Origin of the sequence: Escherichia sp. WS568, from assembly GCF_046486085.1 — a bacterium.
Classification (GTDB): Bacteria; Pseudomonadota; Gammaproteobacteria; order Enterobacterales; family Enterobacteriaceae; genus Escherichia; species Escherichia coli.
Genome location: NZ_JBJQMC010000008.1, coordinates 123,060 through 139,322 on the forward strand (window position 1 = coordinate 123,060; position 16,263 = coordinate 139,322).

Here is a 16,263-nt window from a genome sequence, read left to right on the forward strand (position 1 = left end):
GAGAATCTGACAACCGTTATGCCTGAACAATATCGTTATACGCTGCCCGTCAAAGCGGGTGAGCAGCGTCTGCTGGGCGAGTTAACTGGCGCTGCCTGCGCGACGCTGGTAGCGGAAATTGCCGAACGTCACGCCGGACCAGTGGTGCTTATTGCGCCAGATATGCAAAATGCTCTGCGTTTGCATGATGAAATTAGCCAGTTTACCGACCAGATGGTGATGAATCTGGCGGACTGGGAAACTCTTCCCTACGACAGTTTTTCGCCTCATCAGGACATTATCTCCTCGCGCCTTTCCACCCTTTACCAGCTACCGACGATGCAGCGTGGCGTACTGATTGTTCCGGTGAATACGCTTATGCAGCGCGTTTGCCCGCACAGTTTTCTCCACGGCCATGCGCTGGTGATGAAAAAAGGTCAGCGCCTGTCACGAGATGCATTACGAACCCAACTGGACAGCGCCGGTTATCGCCATGTTGACCAGGTGATGGAGCACGGCGAATACGCCACGCGCGGCGCGTTGCTGGATCTCTTCCCGATGGGGAGTGAGCTGCCTTATCGTCTTGATTTCTTTGATGATGAAATCGACAGCCTGCGGGTGTTTGACGTCGACAGCCAGCGCACGCTGGAGGAAGTAGAAGCGATCAATCTGCTGCCCGCGCACGAATTTCCGACCGATAAAGCGGCAATTGAACTGTTCCGCAGCCAGTGGCGCGATACCTTCGAAGTGAAGCGCGATCCGGAACATATTTACCAGCAAGTGAGTAAAGGCACATTACCTGCCGGGATCGAGTACTGGCAGCCGCTATTCTTCAGCGAACCACTGCCGCCGCTGTTCAGTTATTTCCCTGCCAATACCTTGCTGGTGAATACTGGCGATCTGGAAAACAGTGCCGAACGTTTCCAGGCTGACACGCTGGCGCGTTTTGAGAATCGCGGCGTCGATCCGATGCGCCCACTGTTGCCACCACAATCGCTCTGGCTGCGGGTGGACGAGCTCTTCTCAGAGCTGAAAAACTGGCCCCGAGTGCAGCTAAAAACTGAACATTTACCGACAAAAGCCGCGAATGCCAATTTAGGTTTCCAGAAACTGCCAGACCTGGCCGTTCAGGCACAACAAAAAGCACCGCTGGATGCGCTGCGTAAGTTCCTCGAGTCTTTCGACGGTCCGGTGGTGTTCTCGGTAGAAAGTGAAGGTCGCCGTGAAGCGCTGGGTGAACTGCTCGCGCGAATTAAAATTGCTCCTCAACGCATTATGCGTCTTGATGAAGCCAAAGACCGTGGGCGTTATCTGATGATTGGCGCTGCCGAACATGGTTTTGTCGATACGGTGCGTAATCTGGCGCTGATTTGCGAAAGCGATCTGCTCGGTGAACGTGTTGCCCGTCGTCGTCAGGACTCTCGCCGCACCATCAACCCCGATACACTGATCCGTAACCTCGCGGAGCTGCATATTGGTCAGCCGGTGGTCCATCTGGAGCACGGTGTCGGCCGCTATGCCGGAATGACCACGCTCGAAGCGGGCGGCATTACTGGCGAGTATTTGATGCTCACCTATGCCAACGACGCCAAACTGTATGTTCCGGTGTCGTCACTGCATCTGATTAGCCGTTACGCGGGTGGCGCGGAAGAAAACGCCCCGCTGCATAAACTTGGCGGCGATGCGTGGTCACGCGCTCGGCAGAAAGCGGCGGAAAAAGTGCGTGATGTGGCAGCAGAATTGCTGGATATCTACGCGCAACGAGCCGCCAAAGAGGGCTTCGCGTTTAAACACGATCGTGAGCAGTATCAGTTGTTCTGCGACAGCTTCCCGTTTGAAACCACGCCGGATCAGGCACAGGCCATTAATGCGGTACTTAGCGACATGTGTCAGCCGCTGGCAATGGATCGTCTGGTGTGCGGCGATGTTGGCTTTGGTAAAACAGAAGTGGCGATGCGCGCCGCTTTCCTGGCAGTAGATAACCACAAGCAGGTGGCGGTGCTGGTGCCTACCACCCTTCTCGCGCAGCAGCATTACGACAACTTCCGCGACCGTTTCGCTAACTGGCCAGTACGCATCGAAATGATCTCCCGTTTCCGTAGCGCCAAAGAGCAGACGCAAATCCTTGCGGAAGTGGCGGAAGGGAAAATCGATATTCTGATCGGTACGCACAAACTGCTGCAAAATGACGTCAAGTTTAAAGATTTAGGTCTGCTGATTGTCGATGAAGAACACCGCTTCGGGGTGCGTCATAAAGAGCGCATTAAAGCGATGCGGGCGAACGTGGATATTCTGACACTTACCGCAACGCCGATCCCACGTACGCTGAATATGGCAATGAGCGGAATGCGTGACCTGTCGATTATCGCCACGCCGCCCGCCCGTCGTCTGGCAGTTAAAACCTTTGTCCGTGAGTATGACAGCCTGGTGGTCAGGGAGGCGATCCTGCGTGAAATTTTGCGCGGGGGGCAGGTTTATTATCTTTACAATGATGTGGAAAACATCCAGAAAGCCGCCGAACGGCTGGCAGAACTGGTGCCAGAAGCGCGGATCGCCATCGGTCACGGGCAAATGCGTGAGCGCGAACTGGAACGGGTGATGAATGATTTCCATCATCAACGTTTCAACGTGCTGGTTTGTACCACCATTATCGAAACCGGGATCGACATCCCGACAGCCAACACCATTATCATTGAACGCGCGGATCACTTCGGTCTGGCGCAGCTGCACCAGTTACGCGGTCGCGTCGGACGTTCGCATCATCAGGCATATGCATGGTTGCTGACACCGCATCCAAAAGCGATGACTACCGATGCACAAAAACGTCTTGAAGCGATTGCCTCGCTGGAAGATCTCGGTGCAGGTTTTGCGCTGGCAACGCACGATCTGGAGATCCGCGGCGCGGGTGAACTGCTTGGCGAAGAACAAAGCGGCTCAATGGAAACCATCGGTTTCTCGCTGTATATGGAGTTGCTGGAAAACGCCGTCGATGCGCTGAAAGCCGGACGCGAGCCGTCGCTGGAAGATCTCACCAGCCAGCAAACAGAAGTCGAGCTGCGGATACCGTCGCTATTGCCAGATGATTTCATTCCTGACGTGAATACGCGTTTGTCGTTCTATAAACGTATTGCCAGCGCCAAAACGGAAAACGAACTGGAAGAGATCAAAGTCGAGCTTATCGATCGCTTCGGCCTGCTGCCGGATCCGGCGCGTACCCTGCTGGATATTGCCCGTCTGCGCCAGCAAGCGCAGAAACTGGGGATCAGGAAGCTGGAAGGTAATGAGAAAGGCGGCGTGATCGAATTTGCCGAGAAGAATCACGTTAATCCGGCCTGGTTGATTGGTTTGCTGCAAAAACAGCCGCAGCATTATCGCCTCGATGGCCCGACGCGCCTGAAGTTTATTCAGGATTTGAGTGAGCGGAAAACGCGTATCGAATGGGTACGCCAGTTTATGCGTGAACTGGAAGAGAACGCGATCGCTTGATGGTTAGATTAGGGGCGTTTCTGCGCCCCCATCTGCAACATTTACAAATTCTTTGCACTTCCCTGCACTATCCGACACTGTCACCATCCATAATTCAGGCTTATCTGTTTATTACAATAACCTTATATTTATTATGGATTTTTGGTGATGATCAAAACGCATTTTTCTCGCTGGCTAACGTTTTTTACGTTCGCCGCTGCCGTGGCGCTGGCGCTACCGGCAAAAGCCAACACCTGGCCGCTGCCGCCTGCGGGCAGTCGTCTGGTTGGTGAAAACAAATTTCATGTTGTGGAAAATGACGGTGGTTCTCTGGAAGCCATCGCCAAAAAATATAACGTCGGCTTTCTCGCGCTGTTACAGGCTAACCCCGGCGTTGATCCTTACGTACCGCGCGCGGGTAGCGTGTTAACGATCCCGTTGCAAACCCTACTTCCAGACGCGCCGCGTGAAGGCATTGTGATCAACATTGCGGAGCTGCGTCTCTATTACTACCCGCCGGGTAAAAATTCGGTAACCGTGTATCCCATCGGCATTGGTCAGTTGGGTGGTGACACGCTGACACCAACAATGGTGACCACCGTTTCAGACAAACGTGCAAACCCAACCTGGACGCCAACGGCAAACATCCGCGCCCGTTATAAAGCACAGGGAATTGAGTTGCCTGCGGTAGTGCCGGCTGGACCGGATAACCCAATGGGCCATCATGCGATTCGTCTGGCGGCCTATGGCGGCGTTTATTTGCTTCATGGTACGAACGCCGATTTCGGCATTGGCATGCGGGTAAGTTCTGGCTGTATTCGTCTGCGGGATGACGATATCAAAACACTCTTTAGCCAGGTCACCCCAGGCACCAAAGTGAATATCATCAACACTCCGATAAAAGTCTCTGCCGAACCAAACGGTGCGCGTCTGGTTGAAGTACATCAGCCGCTGTCTGAGAAGATTGATGACGATCCGCAGCTGCTGCCAATTACGCTGAATAGCGCAATGCAATCATTTAAAGATGCAGCACAAACTGACGCTGAAGTGATGCAACATGTGATGGATGTCCGTTCCGGGATGCCGGTGGATGTCCGCCGTCATCAAGTGAGCCCACAAACTCTGTAAATCCTGGATAAAAAAATCCCCGCGACACGGCATGTCGCGGGGAAAAAATCAGCAGTAGCAGGCATTAATGAGGGTTAATGCTTATTTATAAATTACTGCTGTTCCATGGAGGGTATTCGGACCGGTTACAGAAGTAATACGGAAAGATTTTGCGCCCATCTCATCCGCTTTTTGCGCCAGCTGCTCTTCCAGCGATCCCAGATTTGTCCCCGCGTTAGCACTGATAGTACCGACTTTTTGTTGGCCTTCTGGCGTTGACTGAACTTCGACAGCCGCAAAGCTGGCAAATGACATTGAGCTTAAAATCGCCGCAGCGATGAGGGTTTTTACGTTTTTCATAATAGTGGCCTTATGCAGATGAATGACGTCGCAAGCAATTACTTAACGATCGATAACTAAATGATAGATGTGATCTGGATCACATACAAGATATTTTTTATAACAATCATTAATTAATTTGAAAATCTTTAAATTTCAGTTAAATAGAAAGCAATTATTTTTATGGGATCTGGACTGGTGAACGGAGGTGATTATTTTTATAATAACCTTTCATTCACAGTCACCAGGTACAACGGCATCATGGCAACTGACTCAACACAATGTGTAAAAAAAAGCCGTGGCCGCCCAAAAGTGTTCGACAGGGATGCCGCGCTTGATAAGGCCATGAAATTGTTCTGGCAACACGGTTATGAAGCGACTTCTCTTGCGGACCTCGTTGAAGCGACCGGAGCTAAAGCGCCCACGCTATACGCGGAATTTACCAACAAAGAGGGGTTATTCCGCGCCGTACTCGACCGCTATATCGATCGTTTTGCCGCTAAGCATGAAGCACAGCTGTTTTGTGAAGAGAAAAGCGTGGAGTCTGCGCTGGCTGACTATTTTGCTGCCATCGCCAACTGCTTTACCAGCAAAGACACCCCGGCTGGCTGCTTTATGATCAACAACTGCACCACCCTCTCCCCGGATTCCGGAGATATCGGCAATACGCTGAAATCACGCCATGCGATGCAAGAGCGCACTTTGCAGCAGTTTTTATGTCAACGACAAGCGCGCGGGGAAATCCCGACCCACTGTGACGTGACGCATCTGGCAGAATTCCTTAATTGTATTATTCAGGGGATGTCGATCAGCGCACGCGAAGGTGCATCGCTGGAAAAACTGATGCAGATTGCCCGAACGACTTTGCGTTTATGGCCCGAACTGGTGAAATAAGGCGCAAAAAAAGCCCCTCAGCCTGAGCGAATGAGGGGCTAAATTGCAGAGTACAGCCTTGTTATACTTTGTTATTCAAAATCAGTTGCCCGTTGCTATCTAGCGGGATCTGCGTACCCGGATCGCGGTCCATGCGGATTTTGCCCTGCTGATCGCCAATCTTATAGGTCACATCATAACCGAGCATTTTTTCTGACTTGTCATACACCGTTTTACAACGCTGTTGCGTAGTCGTGTAAGTATCGCTTTCCTGGAGAGAGCCCTGGATCTGGTTACCGGCATATCCACCACCCAGCGCCCCCACAACAGTAGCGACATCTTTACCGCGACCACCACCAAACTGATGCCCTATCACGCCACCAGCAACAGCGCCGAGCACCGACCCGGTAATGCGATTTTCATCCTGCACCGGTCGACGATGGGTCACTGTGACGTTGCGACACTCCTGACGCGGTGTTTTAACCGTTTCCTTGATTGGGGTTGCAGAAACAACCTGAGCGTATTGCGGGCCACGTTCAAACACGTTCAGACTGGCCACTGCCGCTACGCCCAGCGCAGCTGCGACACCAATCCCGATACCCGCCAACATTGATTTATTCACGGGAACACCTCCTTCTTTGCAGTTATGCCAATCATGCAAGCGAAGGAGAAAAGCAGCTATCAGACAGAAGATGAAAAGCGCGAGAATGGCTGGAAATACTTAAGGATTCGGAGGAGTCTGAAGGAATGCCTGATGCGACGCTTAACGCGTCTTATCAGGCCTACCGCTCGTACCATTTGTCCAGGGCGGATGAGGCGTTTATGCCCCATCCGCCAGTACAAGCCGATTAATGCAACTTCAAACGTGGACGGATAACGCGGTTAATACTCCCCACCAGCATCATTAATCCGGTTTTAAAGTAACCATGCAGCGCAATCTGATGCATTCTGTATAGCGAGATGTATACAAAGCGCGCAATTCGTCCTTCAATCATCATTGAGCCGCGCGTCAGGTTACCCATCAGGCTACCGACGGTGGAGAAGTTCGACAGCGATACCAGAGAACCGTGATCTTTATACTGATAACTTTTCAGCGGCTTACCGTTCATCTGCGCCAGAATGTTGTTCATTGCGCAAGTTGCCATCTGGTGTGCAGCCTGAGCGCGCGGCGGAACAAAGCCCCCTTCCGGACGCGGGCATGACGCGCAATCGCCAATAGCGTAAATGTCTGGATCGCGGGTGGTTTGCAGCGTCGGTTCCACCACCAGCTGGTTGATACGGTTGGTTTCAAGACCACCGATATCTTTCAGGAAGTCTGGCGCTTTGATCCCGGCTGCCCACACCATCAGATCAGCCTCAATATATTCGCCATCTTTAGTATGCAGGCCGCCTTCATCAGCACTGGTGACCATGGTTTGCGTCAGCACGCGAACGCCAAGTTTCGTTAACTCACTATGGGCCGCAGCAGAGATACGTGGCGGCAATGCAGGCAAAATACGTTCGCCCGCTTCTACCAGCGTTACGTTCAGGGCTTCGTTGGTCAGACCTTTATAACCGTAGCTGTGCAGTTGCTTGACCGCGTTGTGCAATTCAGCGGAGAGTTCTACACCCGTCGCGCCGCCGCCGACAATCGCAATGTTCACTTTGCCATTCGCGCCCAGGTTGGCGGAGTATTTCAGAAACAGATTCAGCATCTCCTGGTGGAAGCGACGCGCCTGGTGCGGGTTATCGAGGAAAATGCAGTTCTCTTTGACACCTGGCGTATTGAAATCGTTAGAGGTGCTACCCAGCGCCATTACCAGGGTGTCATAGGCGATTTTACGTTCCGGAACCAGCAATTCACCTTTTTCGTCGCGCAGTTCTGCAATAGTGATTGTTTTCGCTTCACGATCGATATCAATGACGGAACCCAGCTGGAACTGGAAACCATGATTGCGCGCATGGGCCAGATAGCTCAACGCATCGACGCCTTCATCAAGCGAGCCAGTCGCCACTTCGTGCAGCAGCGGTTTCCACAAGTGGCTGTGGTTACGATCGACCAGCGTAATTTTGGCTTTTTTCTTGCGTCCCTGCTTATGTCCCAGCTGTGTCGCCATTTCCAGCCCACCAGCACCGCCGCCGACAATCACAATTTTTTTCAATGGCGTAGTCAACGTGACCCCCTTAAATTTATTAACCAATTGTTAACTAATAGTTATTAACATAGCTCTTAATTAACAACAGGTTACAGCAATGAAAATGTTCTTCGCTAATGAGAATAACATGAATGGTGCATTGGTCATACCAAAATTGATGTTAATCAAGTTTTGTTGCTGAAAAGATAGGCGACTTTACCGGGTGAGATCAAAAAACAGAGTTTGTTGTTTATTATTTGAGCTGATTTGTGAGAATGATATAGAGTGAGGTGTGTATGGAGGGCGTTTGGTAGGCCTGATAAGAAGCGCATCAGGCATTGATGCTCGACTGTCGGATGCGGCGTGAACGCCTTATCCGACCCACAGAATCCGGAGCGCATCAGGTACCGGCAAGGTTACCTGATGCGACGAGGGCATTTACCCGAGGGTTTTGAACGCTTTAATGCGCTGTAAATGCGGGGAGATATTCTTGAATTTGTGCGTCTGCTCTTCGTCCCAGACAATCTCGTAATAATGATGCAACTCTTCAGATGTCCGCTGGCTGTTAAGCGCTTCATCATTACGCGACAAAATCACCAGGCAACGATCGCGATTCTTCTCACGGAAGTTGGTCACACACTTAGTGGCAATATCGGCATACTCTTCCGGGCGATCAATCTTCCCTTCCATGTTCTCATAAGGGAACAAATTGGGGTTGAAGATCACCTGGCGGATATCACAGAGAAAACCAATCCGCTCAGCCCAATAACCGCCCAGACCAACACCACAAATGAGCGGGCGCTCGTCGACGTTCAGTTGCAACATTTTGTCCACTTCTTTGAGCAAATGCTGCATATCATGTTTCGGATGCCGCGTACTGTAGCTTATTAGCCGTACATCCGGGTCAATAAACTGCAATTGTAAGACTTTCTCGTGGTTACCCGGACTGTTAGAGTCAAAACCGTGCAAATAGATAATCATCGCTTCCTCACATAAGCCAGGGTTAATGACCTGCCTTCTCTTCCTGCCAGCGTTCATGTAACTGATTCAGACGGGCGCTGATCGCTTTCCAGCGAGCCGAGTCCATCAGTTCCTGTCGCGAAAATGAACCTTTATGATACAAACGTGTAACACGTTCTGCCTTGATCGGTGACAGATTATCTAACACGCTGACGGCCCCTTTACGATTATTGCAGACCAGGATCATATCGCAACCTGCATCCAGTGATGCCTGTCCACGCTCGGCATAACTGCCCATAATCGCTGCGCCTTCCATCGATAAATCGTCAGAGAAAATCACGCCGTCAAAACCCAATTCCTGACGCAAAACGGTTTTCAGCCAGTAGGGAGAACCGCTCGCCGGACGCGGATCAACATCACTGTAGATCACATGCGCAGGCATAATGGCGTCGAGTTTATTTTCGCGGATTAAGGAACTGAAGACCGACATATCTTTAGCGCGAATCTCCGCTTGCGGACGTGGGTCGCACGGTGTTTCTTTGTGTGAGTCTGCCGTTACTGCACCGTGACCTGGGAAGTGTTTCCCGGTAGTTTTCATTCCGGCTTCATGCATACCATCAATAAACCGGCTGGCAATTGCCAGGGCTTTTTCGGGATCGGCATGATAAGAACGCTCGCCAATCGCCGCGCTGATATGCCCGACGTCCAGCACTGGCGCAAAGCTGATATCAATATCCATAGCAATCATTTCGCTGGCCATCAACCAACCTGCCTCTTGCGCCAGTTTTCCGCCTTCTTCCATTCCCAACAGCGCAGCAAATGATTGTGCCGCTGGCAAGCGGGTAAAACCTTCACGAAAACGCTGCACGCGTCCACCTTCCTGATCAACCGCCACCACCAGATGATTGCGCGAAGCTGCGCGGATCTGGCGCACCAGTTCACGTAACTGGGCAGGATCATGATAGTTACGCGTAAAGAGAATCAGCCCTCCCACCAGCGGATGCGCCAGTATTTCACGCTCTTCCGCGTCCAGTTCGTAACCTTCGACATCCAACATTACTGGACCCACACTGCTCTCCTTATTGTTTTATTAATAGCTGCCGCCAGGTGTCATCGGCCAGCCTGATAAATTGTTGATCGCCGGTTTGTCGCCAGCGGTACTCAAACCACCCTGCTTTGAGCATCAGCAGCCAGGGAAACCATCGCCTGACCTGACGCCATAATTGCGCCGGATAAATCTTCGCGCGAGTGGCATAGTCATTGACCAATTGCCGGTGCTGGTCAGTATTTTCCACCCAGACCGCCGCCAGTTCCAGCGCGATATCACCATCTCCGGCATACTCCCAGTCGATGAGTTTTAACCCTGACGCGCTATGCACTAAATTTCCGGCGTGGACATCCATATGCAATGGACTTAAGCGTAAAGGCCGTGGTTCCCGCGCTTTGTGCAGACGTTTTAACCTTCGCAGCCAACCCACTGTCCGCCGCGCCGGATCGCTTTGCTGCCAGTACAGTTCCAGTAACGGCAACAGCGTTATTCGCCAGCCAAAACGCGGTTGTTGATGTAGATAATACAGCAAGCCTGCCAGTTCGTTAGTATCCGGCAAATACGTTTTTACCTCGCCGGGCAGATAGTCGACTACCATCCAGTCACGGAGATATAAATGCGGCTTCGGTGCAATGCATGCGGGTAGTTGTGATAAAGCCCGATACTGGCGCAAGAACGCGGACTGCGGCGCATCAGGATCGTGCGGCTGACGCACAACAAAACGCTGGCCCTGATGTTCAATGAGAAAACTCCCGCCACTAAGCCCACTATTAAACGTCGTGACGGGATGAAACTGCGGGAAAAAGCGCGACAGCAATTCGTCGCGCGTGAGGGGATTATTGCTGCGAAACGGCACCTTTACCTGACCAGATAATTTCGCCCGTCTGCACCAGCATCAGCTGCATTTGTAGGGTCGGAGCGTTAACGTTGCCAGAGGCGCTGGAGTACAGCACGTAATGAGCGCCAACATTGCGGGCAATGCCTATGGCTTTACTACGGGTGCCTAAACTGTCCTGCGGCGACAAACCTAATTGTTGCTTAGCCATCGACAGCTGCTGGGCGGAAACCAGGGTAAATTTACCGTTATTAGCCAGCGCATTTCGCAGCGTTTCGGTCGCTTCTGCGGCATTCAGCGAACCGTTAGTACGGTTGTTAACGCTATCAACCAGCAGGACGCTACCCGCAGTCACGCCATCAGCCCCAAGCATCTTACTGACCATCGGCTGCATTGCGCCATTCCAGTCATAATGGCGAATATGCGGCGCAGGCGGTGCAGTTTGATCTTCGTGCTCAATTGGGCCTGGCTGCTGCGGTATCGTCGGCACCGATGGCACTGTGGGGACAGGCTGTTGCGGCTCGGCTGGTTGTTCCGGCGCTGGTTTCACTTCTTCTACCGGCGCAGGTTCACGTTGCCCCACACACCCGGCGAGAAACATCGCCAGCGCGGTAATCAAGGCGTAGCGACTCATTTTTGTCATCAAGATTCACCCCTTACAAATATAGATAAAGTCTGACTTTGTGCGCCCCCAGAAAATTGGCGCTGCCGTACAGCGTGACCGCCGAATGTGCGGGAATGGTAACGCTGCGTGGCCTTTCCAGAGGATGCATCTCCAGCCCTCTGGCGTCATACCAGTAAAAACGATAATGAACGGTAACGGGTTCTTGCCTTTCGTTATAAAGCGTTGAGGATGCTGAAGGTTGAATATCAGATGTCGAAAGGACGGGCTTTTCTGCACTGATGCCCGCAGCCAATAAAGATGACTCCATCACCAGCGATTGCTCATCATTCACCGGAATTTCCGGATGTGAACGACAGCCCAACAGCACTAACAACGCCAGAGACACCAGCCCAAAGCATCCTTTTCTCATCGTTACAGACCTTTATGCGCCAGCATTGGTCCAAGCGGACGGCCACCCAACAAGTGCATATGGATGTGGTAAACCTCTTGTCCGCCGTGGCGGTTGGTGTTCATGATCAGACGATAGCCATCTTCGGCAATACCTTCTTGCTCAGCAATTTTTGCCGCTACGGTGATCATGCGTCCCAGCGCCTGCTCATGCTCAGCAGACACGTCGTTCACAGTCGGAATGAGGATATTCGGAATGATCAGAATATGCGTTGGCGCTTGCGGCGAAATATCGCGAAACGCCGTTACCAGATCATCCTGGTAGACGATATCGGAGGGGATCTCACGACGAATAATTTTGCTGAATATAGTTTCTTCTGCCACGACATTTTCCTTTTTCAAATAGCCATGCGTTGCGCCATGCTACGCCGCGCCACACTGCGAGTATAGAGTATGGTCGAGTTAAACCTGCTCTTTCAACCTTAACTCACGATTTCTTAAGCAAAAAATCGTTTTGCTGCCGTATATATCGCCATTATTCCCATTTCTGCCTGCGAATGCGCTGAAAAGACATTCTCTGTTTGGTTTACACACTAAATATGAATGCGTATATTTCTCATTTGCATTTACATACAAAATTATTCGCACACTAAATATAACCGCTCATCACCCTGCTCCGGCATGAGCCTGACGCCAACATAAACCAAGAGATTTCAAATGCTTTCGACACAATTTAACAGGGATAATCAACATCAAGCTATCATCAAATCGTCACTCCTTGCCGGTTGCATAGCACTGGCACTATTACCTTCCGCCGCTTTTGCTGCACCAGTCACTGAAGAAACGGTGATTGTTGAGGGTTCAGCCACAGCCCCAGATGATGGCGAAAATGATTACAACGTAACGTCTACCTCTGCGGGTACAAAAATGCAGATGACTCAACGTGATATTCCTCAGTCGGTCACTATTGTTAGCCAGCAGCGGATGGAAGATCAGCAGTTACAAACGCTGGGCGAAGTGATGGAAAACACGCTGGGGATCAGCAAAAGTCAGGCGGATTCCGATCGTGCTCTTTATTATTCCCGCGGATTCCAGATCGATAACTATATGGTTGATGGTATCCCCACCTATTTTGAATCGCGCTGGAATCTGGGCGACGCACTTTCTGATATGGCACTGTTTGAACGCGTAGAAGTAGTGCGTGGCGCGACAGGCCTCATGACCGGGACGGGTAATCCATCTGCGGCAATTAATATGGTTCGAAAACACGCGACCAGTCGTGAATTTAAAGGCGATGTCTCGGCGGAATACGGTAGCTGGAACAAAGAACGGTATGTGGCGGATTTACAAAGCCCACTCACCGAAGATGGTAAAATCCGCGCACGAATTGTCGGCGGCTACCAGAATAACGACTCATGGCTGGACCGCTACAACAGTGAAAAGACCTTCTTCTCCGGCATTGTCGATGCTGATTTAGGCGATCTTACGATGCTTTCAGCCGGTTACGAATATCAGCGTATTGATGTTAATAGCCCAACCTGGGGCGGTTTACCGCGCTGGAATACTGATGGCAGCAGCAACAGTTACGATCGCGCACGCAGTACCGCACCTGACTGGGCGTACAACGATAAAGAGATCAACAAGGTCTTTATGACCCTGAAGCAGCGGTTTGCTGATACCTGGCAAGCGACGCTGAATGCCACCCACTCTGAAGTCGAATTTGACAGCAAAATGATGTATGTCGATGCCTATGTAAACAAAGCGGATGGTATGCTGGTTGGGCCATACAGTAATTATGGACCTGGTTTTGATTATGTCGGCGGCACCGGTTGGAACAGCGGCAAACGTAAAGTTGATGCGCTGGATTTGTTCGCTGACGGTAGTTATGAATTGTTTGGTCGTCAGCACAATCTAATGTTTGGTGGCAGTTACAGCAAACAAAACAATCGTTACTTCAGTTCATGGGCCAACATCTTCCCGGATGAAATTGGCAGTTTCTACAACTTTAATGGCAATTTCCCACAAACCGACTGGTCACCACAGAGCCTGGCGCAGGACGATACCACACATATGAAATCGTTATATGCTGCCACTCGTGTCACCCTTGCCGATCCGCTGCATCTGATCCTCGGCGCTCGTTATACCAACTGGCGGGTTGATACGCTGACTTACAGCATGGAGAAAAACCACACCACGCCTTATGCTGGTCTGGTGTTTGACATCAATGACAACTGGTCGACCTACGCCAGCTATACCTCTATTTTCCAGCCGCAAAATGATCGTGACAGTTCAGGTAAATATCTGACTCCAATCACCGGTAACAACTACGAGTTGGGTCTGAAATCGGACTGGATGAATAGCCGTCTGACCACCACGTTAGCCATCTTCCGTATTGAGCAGGATAATGTCGCTCAGTCCACCGGTACACCTATCCCCGGCAGCAACGGCGAAACCGCCTATAAAGCGGTGGATGGGACAGTCAGTAAAGGTGTGGAATTTGAACTCAACGGCGCAATTACCGACAACTGGCAGCTGACGTTTGGCGCAACGCGCTATATTGCAGAGGATAACGAAGGAAACGCCGTTAATCCTAATCTGCCACGCTCCACGATTAAAATGTTCACCAGCTATCGGTTGCCTGTCATGCTAGAGTTGACGGTCGGCGGTGGTGTTAACTGGCAAAATCGCGTGTATACCGACACCGTGACACCGTATGGCACCTTCCGCGCCGAGCAAGGTAGCTACGCGCTGGTGGATCTCTTCACCCGCTACCAGGTGACGAAAAACTTCTCGTTACAGGGGAACGTCAATAACCTGTTCGACAAAACCTACGATACCAACGTGGAAGGTTCTATCGTCTACGGCGCACCGCGTAATTTCAGCATTACCGGCACGTATCAATTCTGAATAACACCTGTAAAAAAGGCAGCCATCTGGCTGCCTTAGTCTCCCCAACGTCTTACGGATTAGTGGTTACGGATGTACTCATCCATCTCGGTTTTCAGGTTATCGGATTTAGTACCGAAAATCGCCTGAACACCAGAACCAGCAACCACTACGCCCGCTGCGCCCAGTTTCTTCAGGCCAGCCTGATCCACTTTAGACACATCAGCAACGCTGACGCGCAGACGGGTAATACATGCGTCGAGGTTAGTAATGTTTTCTTTACCACCAAATGCAGCAACCAGAGCCGGTGCCATTTCGCTGGTACCTGTCGCTTTTGCGTCTTCAGTCGCGTCTTCACGACCCGGCGTTTTCAGATCCAGTGCTTTAATCAGCACGCGGAAGATGGTGTAGTAAACAATCGCATAACCGATACCGACGATCGGGAACAGCCACAGTTTGCTGCTGTTACCAGACAGAACGATGAAGTCGATCAGACCGTGCGAGAACGACGTACCGTCACGCATCCCCAAAAGAATACAGATTGGGAATGCCAGGCCTGCCAGAATCGCGTGGATGATGTACAGGATCGGCGCAACGAACATGAAGGAGAACTCGATCGGCTCGGTGATACCGGTCAGGAACGAGGTCAGCGCCGCGGAGATCATAATACCGCCCACTTTCGCGCGGTTTTCTGGTTTAGCAGAGTGCCAGATAGCAATTGCGGCAGCTGGCAGACCGTACATTTTGAACAGGAAGCCACCAGACAGTTTACCCGCAGTCGGGTCACCCGCCATATAACGCGGAATGTCGCCGTGGAAAACCTGACCTGCTGCGTTGGTGTATTCACCAATTTGCATCTGGAAAGGTACGTTCCAGATGTGGTGCAGACCAAACGGTACCAGGCAACGTTCGATGAAACCGTAAATGCCAAACGCAACTACCGGGTTCTGGTAAGCAGCCCACTGAGAGAAGGTCTGGATTGCAGAACCAATCGGCGGCCAAATGAAGGACAGCACAACGCCAGTAAAGATGGCAGCCAGGCCAGAAATGATCGGCACAAAGCGTTTACCGGCAAAGAAGCCAAGATACTCAGGCAGCTTAATACGGTAGAAACGGTTAAACATGTACGCTGCGATCGCACCGGAGATAATCCCCCCGAGTACGCCAGTATCCGCCAGGTGTTTAGAGGCAATTTCTTCAGCAGGTAAATGCAGTACCAGTGGCGCAACCACGGCCATGGTTTTAACCATGATGCCATAGGCAACAACTGCGGCCAGCGCGGATACGCCATCGTTATTGGTAAAGCCGAGGGCGACACCGATCGCAAAAATCAGTGGCATGTTTGCAAAGACGGAACCGCCTGCTTCTGCCATAACATGCGATACAACGGCGGGCAGCCAGCTGAAATTCGCGGAACCGACGCCCAGCAGAATACCTGCGATAGGCAGTACGGATACCGGCAGCATCAGCGATTTACCGACCTTTTGCAGGTTAGCAAATGCATTCTTAAACATAATTGAGAGTGCTCCTGAGTATGGGTGCTTTTTTTACGTTCTCACGCGTGGCAAGGGGGGAGAGCCTCGCCGTGTACAGGGCATCTAAGCGCCCTTTATTTATTACACAGAGTAAAATAATTCAGTGCCGA

Annotated in this window: 14 protein-coding genes; 4 read left to right on the forward strand and 10 right to left on the reverse strand. The window is 51.4% G+C overall.

From position 1 onward, the window contains the following. Positions 1-18: 18 nt before the first annotated feature. Both mfd and ldtC read left to right on the forward strand, forming a co-directional pair. Complete coding sequence (mfd, locus tag ACJHWR_RS11430; RefSeq protein WP_012311878.1) at positions 19-3,465, forward strand: transcription-repair coupling factor; 3,447 nt, start codon at positions 19-21, stop codon at positions 3,463-3,465. Between the two features lie 144 nt (positions 3,466-3,609). Further along, positions 3,610-4,572 carry a L,D-transpeptidase LdtC gene (gene ldtC / locus ACJHWR_RS11435; protein ID WP_019842382.1) on the forward strand — a complete coding sequence of 321 codons (963 nt, stop codon included), beginning with the start codon at positions 3,610-3,612 and terminating at the stop codon, positions 4,570-4,572. Between the two features lie 81 nt (positions 4,573-4,653). Here ldtC and bhsA read toward each other — a convergent pair whose 3' ends face one another. Then, positions 4,654-4,911, reverse strand: a complete 258-nt coding sequence (gene bhsA, locus ACJHWR_RS11440) for a multiple stress resistance protein BhsA (RefSeq protein ID WP_000800153.1) — start codon at positions 4,909-4,911, stop codon at positions 4,654-4,656. 240 nt (positions 4,912-5,151) lie between these two features. Between bhsA and comR the strand changes: the two genes are divergently transcribed. Then, the gene (comR, locus tag ACJHWR_RS11445) at positions 5,152-5,784 is read left to right on the forward strand and encodes a TetR family copper-responsive transcriptional repressor ComR (RefSeq protein WP_001308562.1); all 633 of its coding nucleotides are present in this window, start codon (positions 5,152-5,154) and stop codon (positions 5,782-5,784) included. 61 nt (positions 5,785-5,845) lie between these two features. Here comR and ACJHWR_RS11450 read toward each other — a convergent pair whose 3' ends face one another. The 8 genes from ACJHWR_RS11450 to hinT form a co-directional block, all read right to left on the reverse strand. Then, positions 5,846-6,385 carry a glycine zipper 2TM domain-containing protein gene (locus ACJHWR_RS11450; protein ID WP_001043459.1) on the reverse strand — a complete coding sequence of 180 codons (540 nt, stop codon included), beginning with the start codon at positions 6,383-6,385 and terminating at the stop codon, positions 5,846-5,848. A gap of 226 nt (positions 6,386-6,611) precedes the next feature. Next, the gene (gene ndh, locus ACJHWR_RS11455) at positions 6,612-7,916 is read right to left on the reverse strand and encodes an NADH-quinone dehydrogenase (RefSeq protein ID WP_012311941.1); all 1,305 of its coding nucleotides are present in this window, start codon (positions 7,914-7,916) and stop codon (positions 6,612-6,614) included. 399 nt (positions 7,917-8,315) lie between these two features. After that, a complete protein-coding gene (ycfP, locus tag ACJHWR_RS11460; protein ID WP_000587933.1) occupies positions 8,316-8,858 on the reverse strand; it encodes an alpha/beta hydrolase YcfP in 543 nt (180 codons plus the stop codon). A gap of 22 nt (positions 8,859-8,880) precedes the next feature. Further along, positions 8,881-9,906: a beta-N-acetylhexosaminidase gene (gene nagZ / locus ACJHWR_RS11465; protein WP_000529284.1), complete on the reverse strand. Its 1,026-nt coding sequence runs from the start codon at positions 9,904-9,906 to the stop codon at positions 8,881-8,883. Positions 9,907-9,916: 10 nt separating this feature from the next. Continuing rightward, the gene (thiK, locus tag ACJHWR_RS11470) at positions 9,917-10,741 is read right to left on the reverse strand and encodes a thiamine kinase (protein ID WP_001116603.1); all 825 of its coding nucleotides are present in this window, start codon (positions 10,739-10,741) and stop codon (positions 9,917-9,919) included. Further along, positions 10,722-11,363: a penicillin-binding protein activator LpoB gene (gene lpoB / locus ACJHWR_RS11475; protein ID WP_000164439.1), complete on the reverse strand. Its 642-nt coding sequence runs from the start codon at positions 11,361-11,363 to the stop codon at positions 10,722-10,724. The genes thiK and lpoB overlap by 20 nt, the downstream gene beginning before the upstream one ends. A 13-nt stretch (positions 11,364-11,376) precedes the next feature. Next, positions 11,377-11,754, reverse strand: a complete 378-nt coding sequence (locus ACJHWR_RS11480) for a YcfL family protein (RefSeq protein ID WP_001225289.1) — start codon at positions 11,752-11,754, stop codon at positions 11,377-11,379. 2 nt (positions 11,755-11,756) lie between these two features. Beyond that, positions 11,757-12,116 carry a purine nucleoside phosphoramidase gene (gene hinT, locus ACJHWR_RS11485; RefSeq protein WP_000807125.1) on the reverse strand — a complete coding sequence of 120 codons (360 nt, stop codon included), beginning with the start codon at positions 12,114-12,116 and terminating at the stop codon, positions 11,757-11,759. A 333-nt stretch (positions 12,117-12,449) separates the two neighbouring features. On the opposite strand from hinT, the gene fhuE reads away from it, so the two are divergent. Then, positions 12,450-14,639, forward strand: a complete 2,190-nt coding sequence (gene fhuE, locus ACJHWR_RS11490; protein WP_000953418.1) for a ferric-rhodotorulic acid/ferric-coprogen receptor FhuE — start codon at positions 12,450-12,452, stop codon at positions 14,637-14,639. Positions 14,640-14,698: 59 nt separating this feature from the next. Here the strand turns inward: fhuE and ptsG are convergent, their stop codons facing one another. Then, entirely contained in the window at positions 14,699-16,132 is a 1,434-nt protein-coding gene (gene ptsG, locus ACJHWR_RS11495; protein WP_000475719.1) for a PTS glucose transporter subunit IIBC, read from the reverse strand. Positions 16,133-16,263 lie beyond the last annotated feature (131 nt).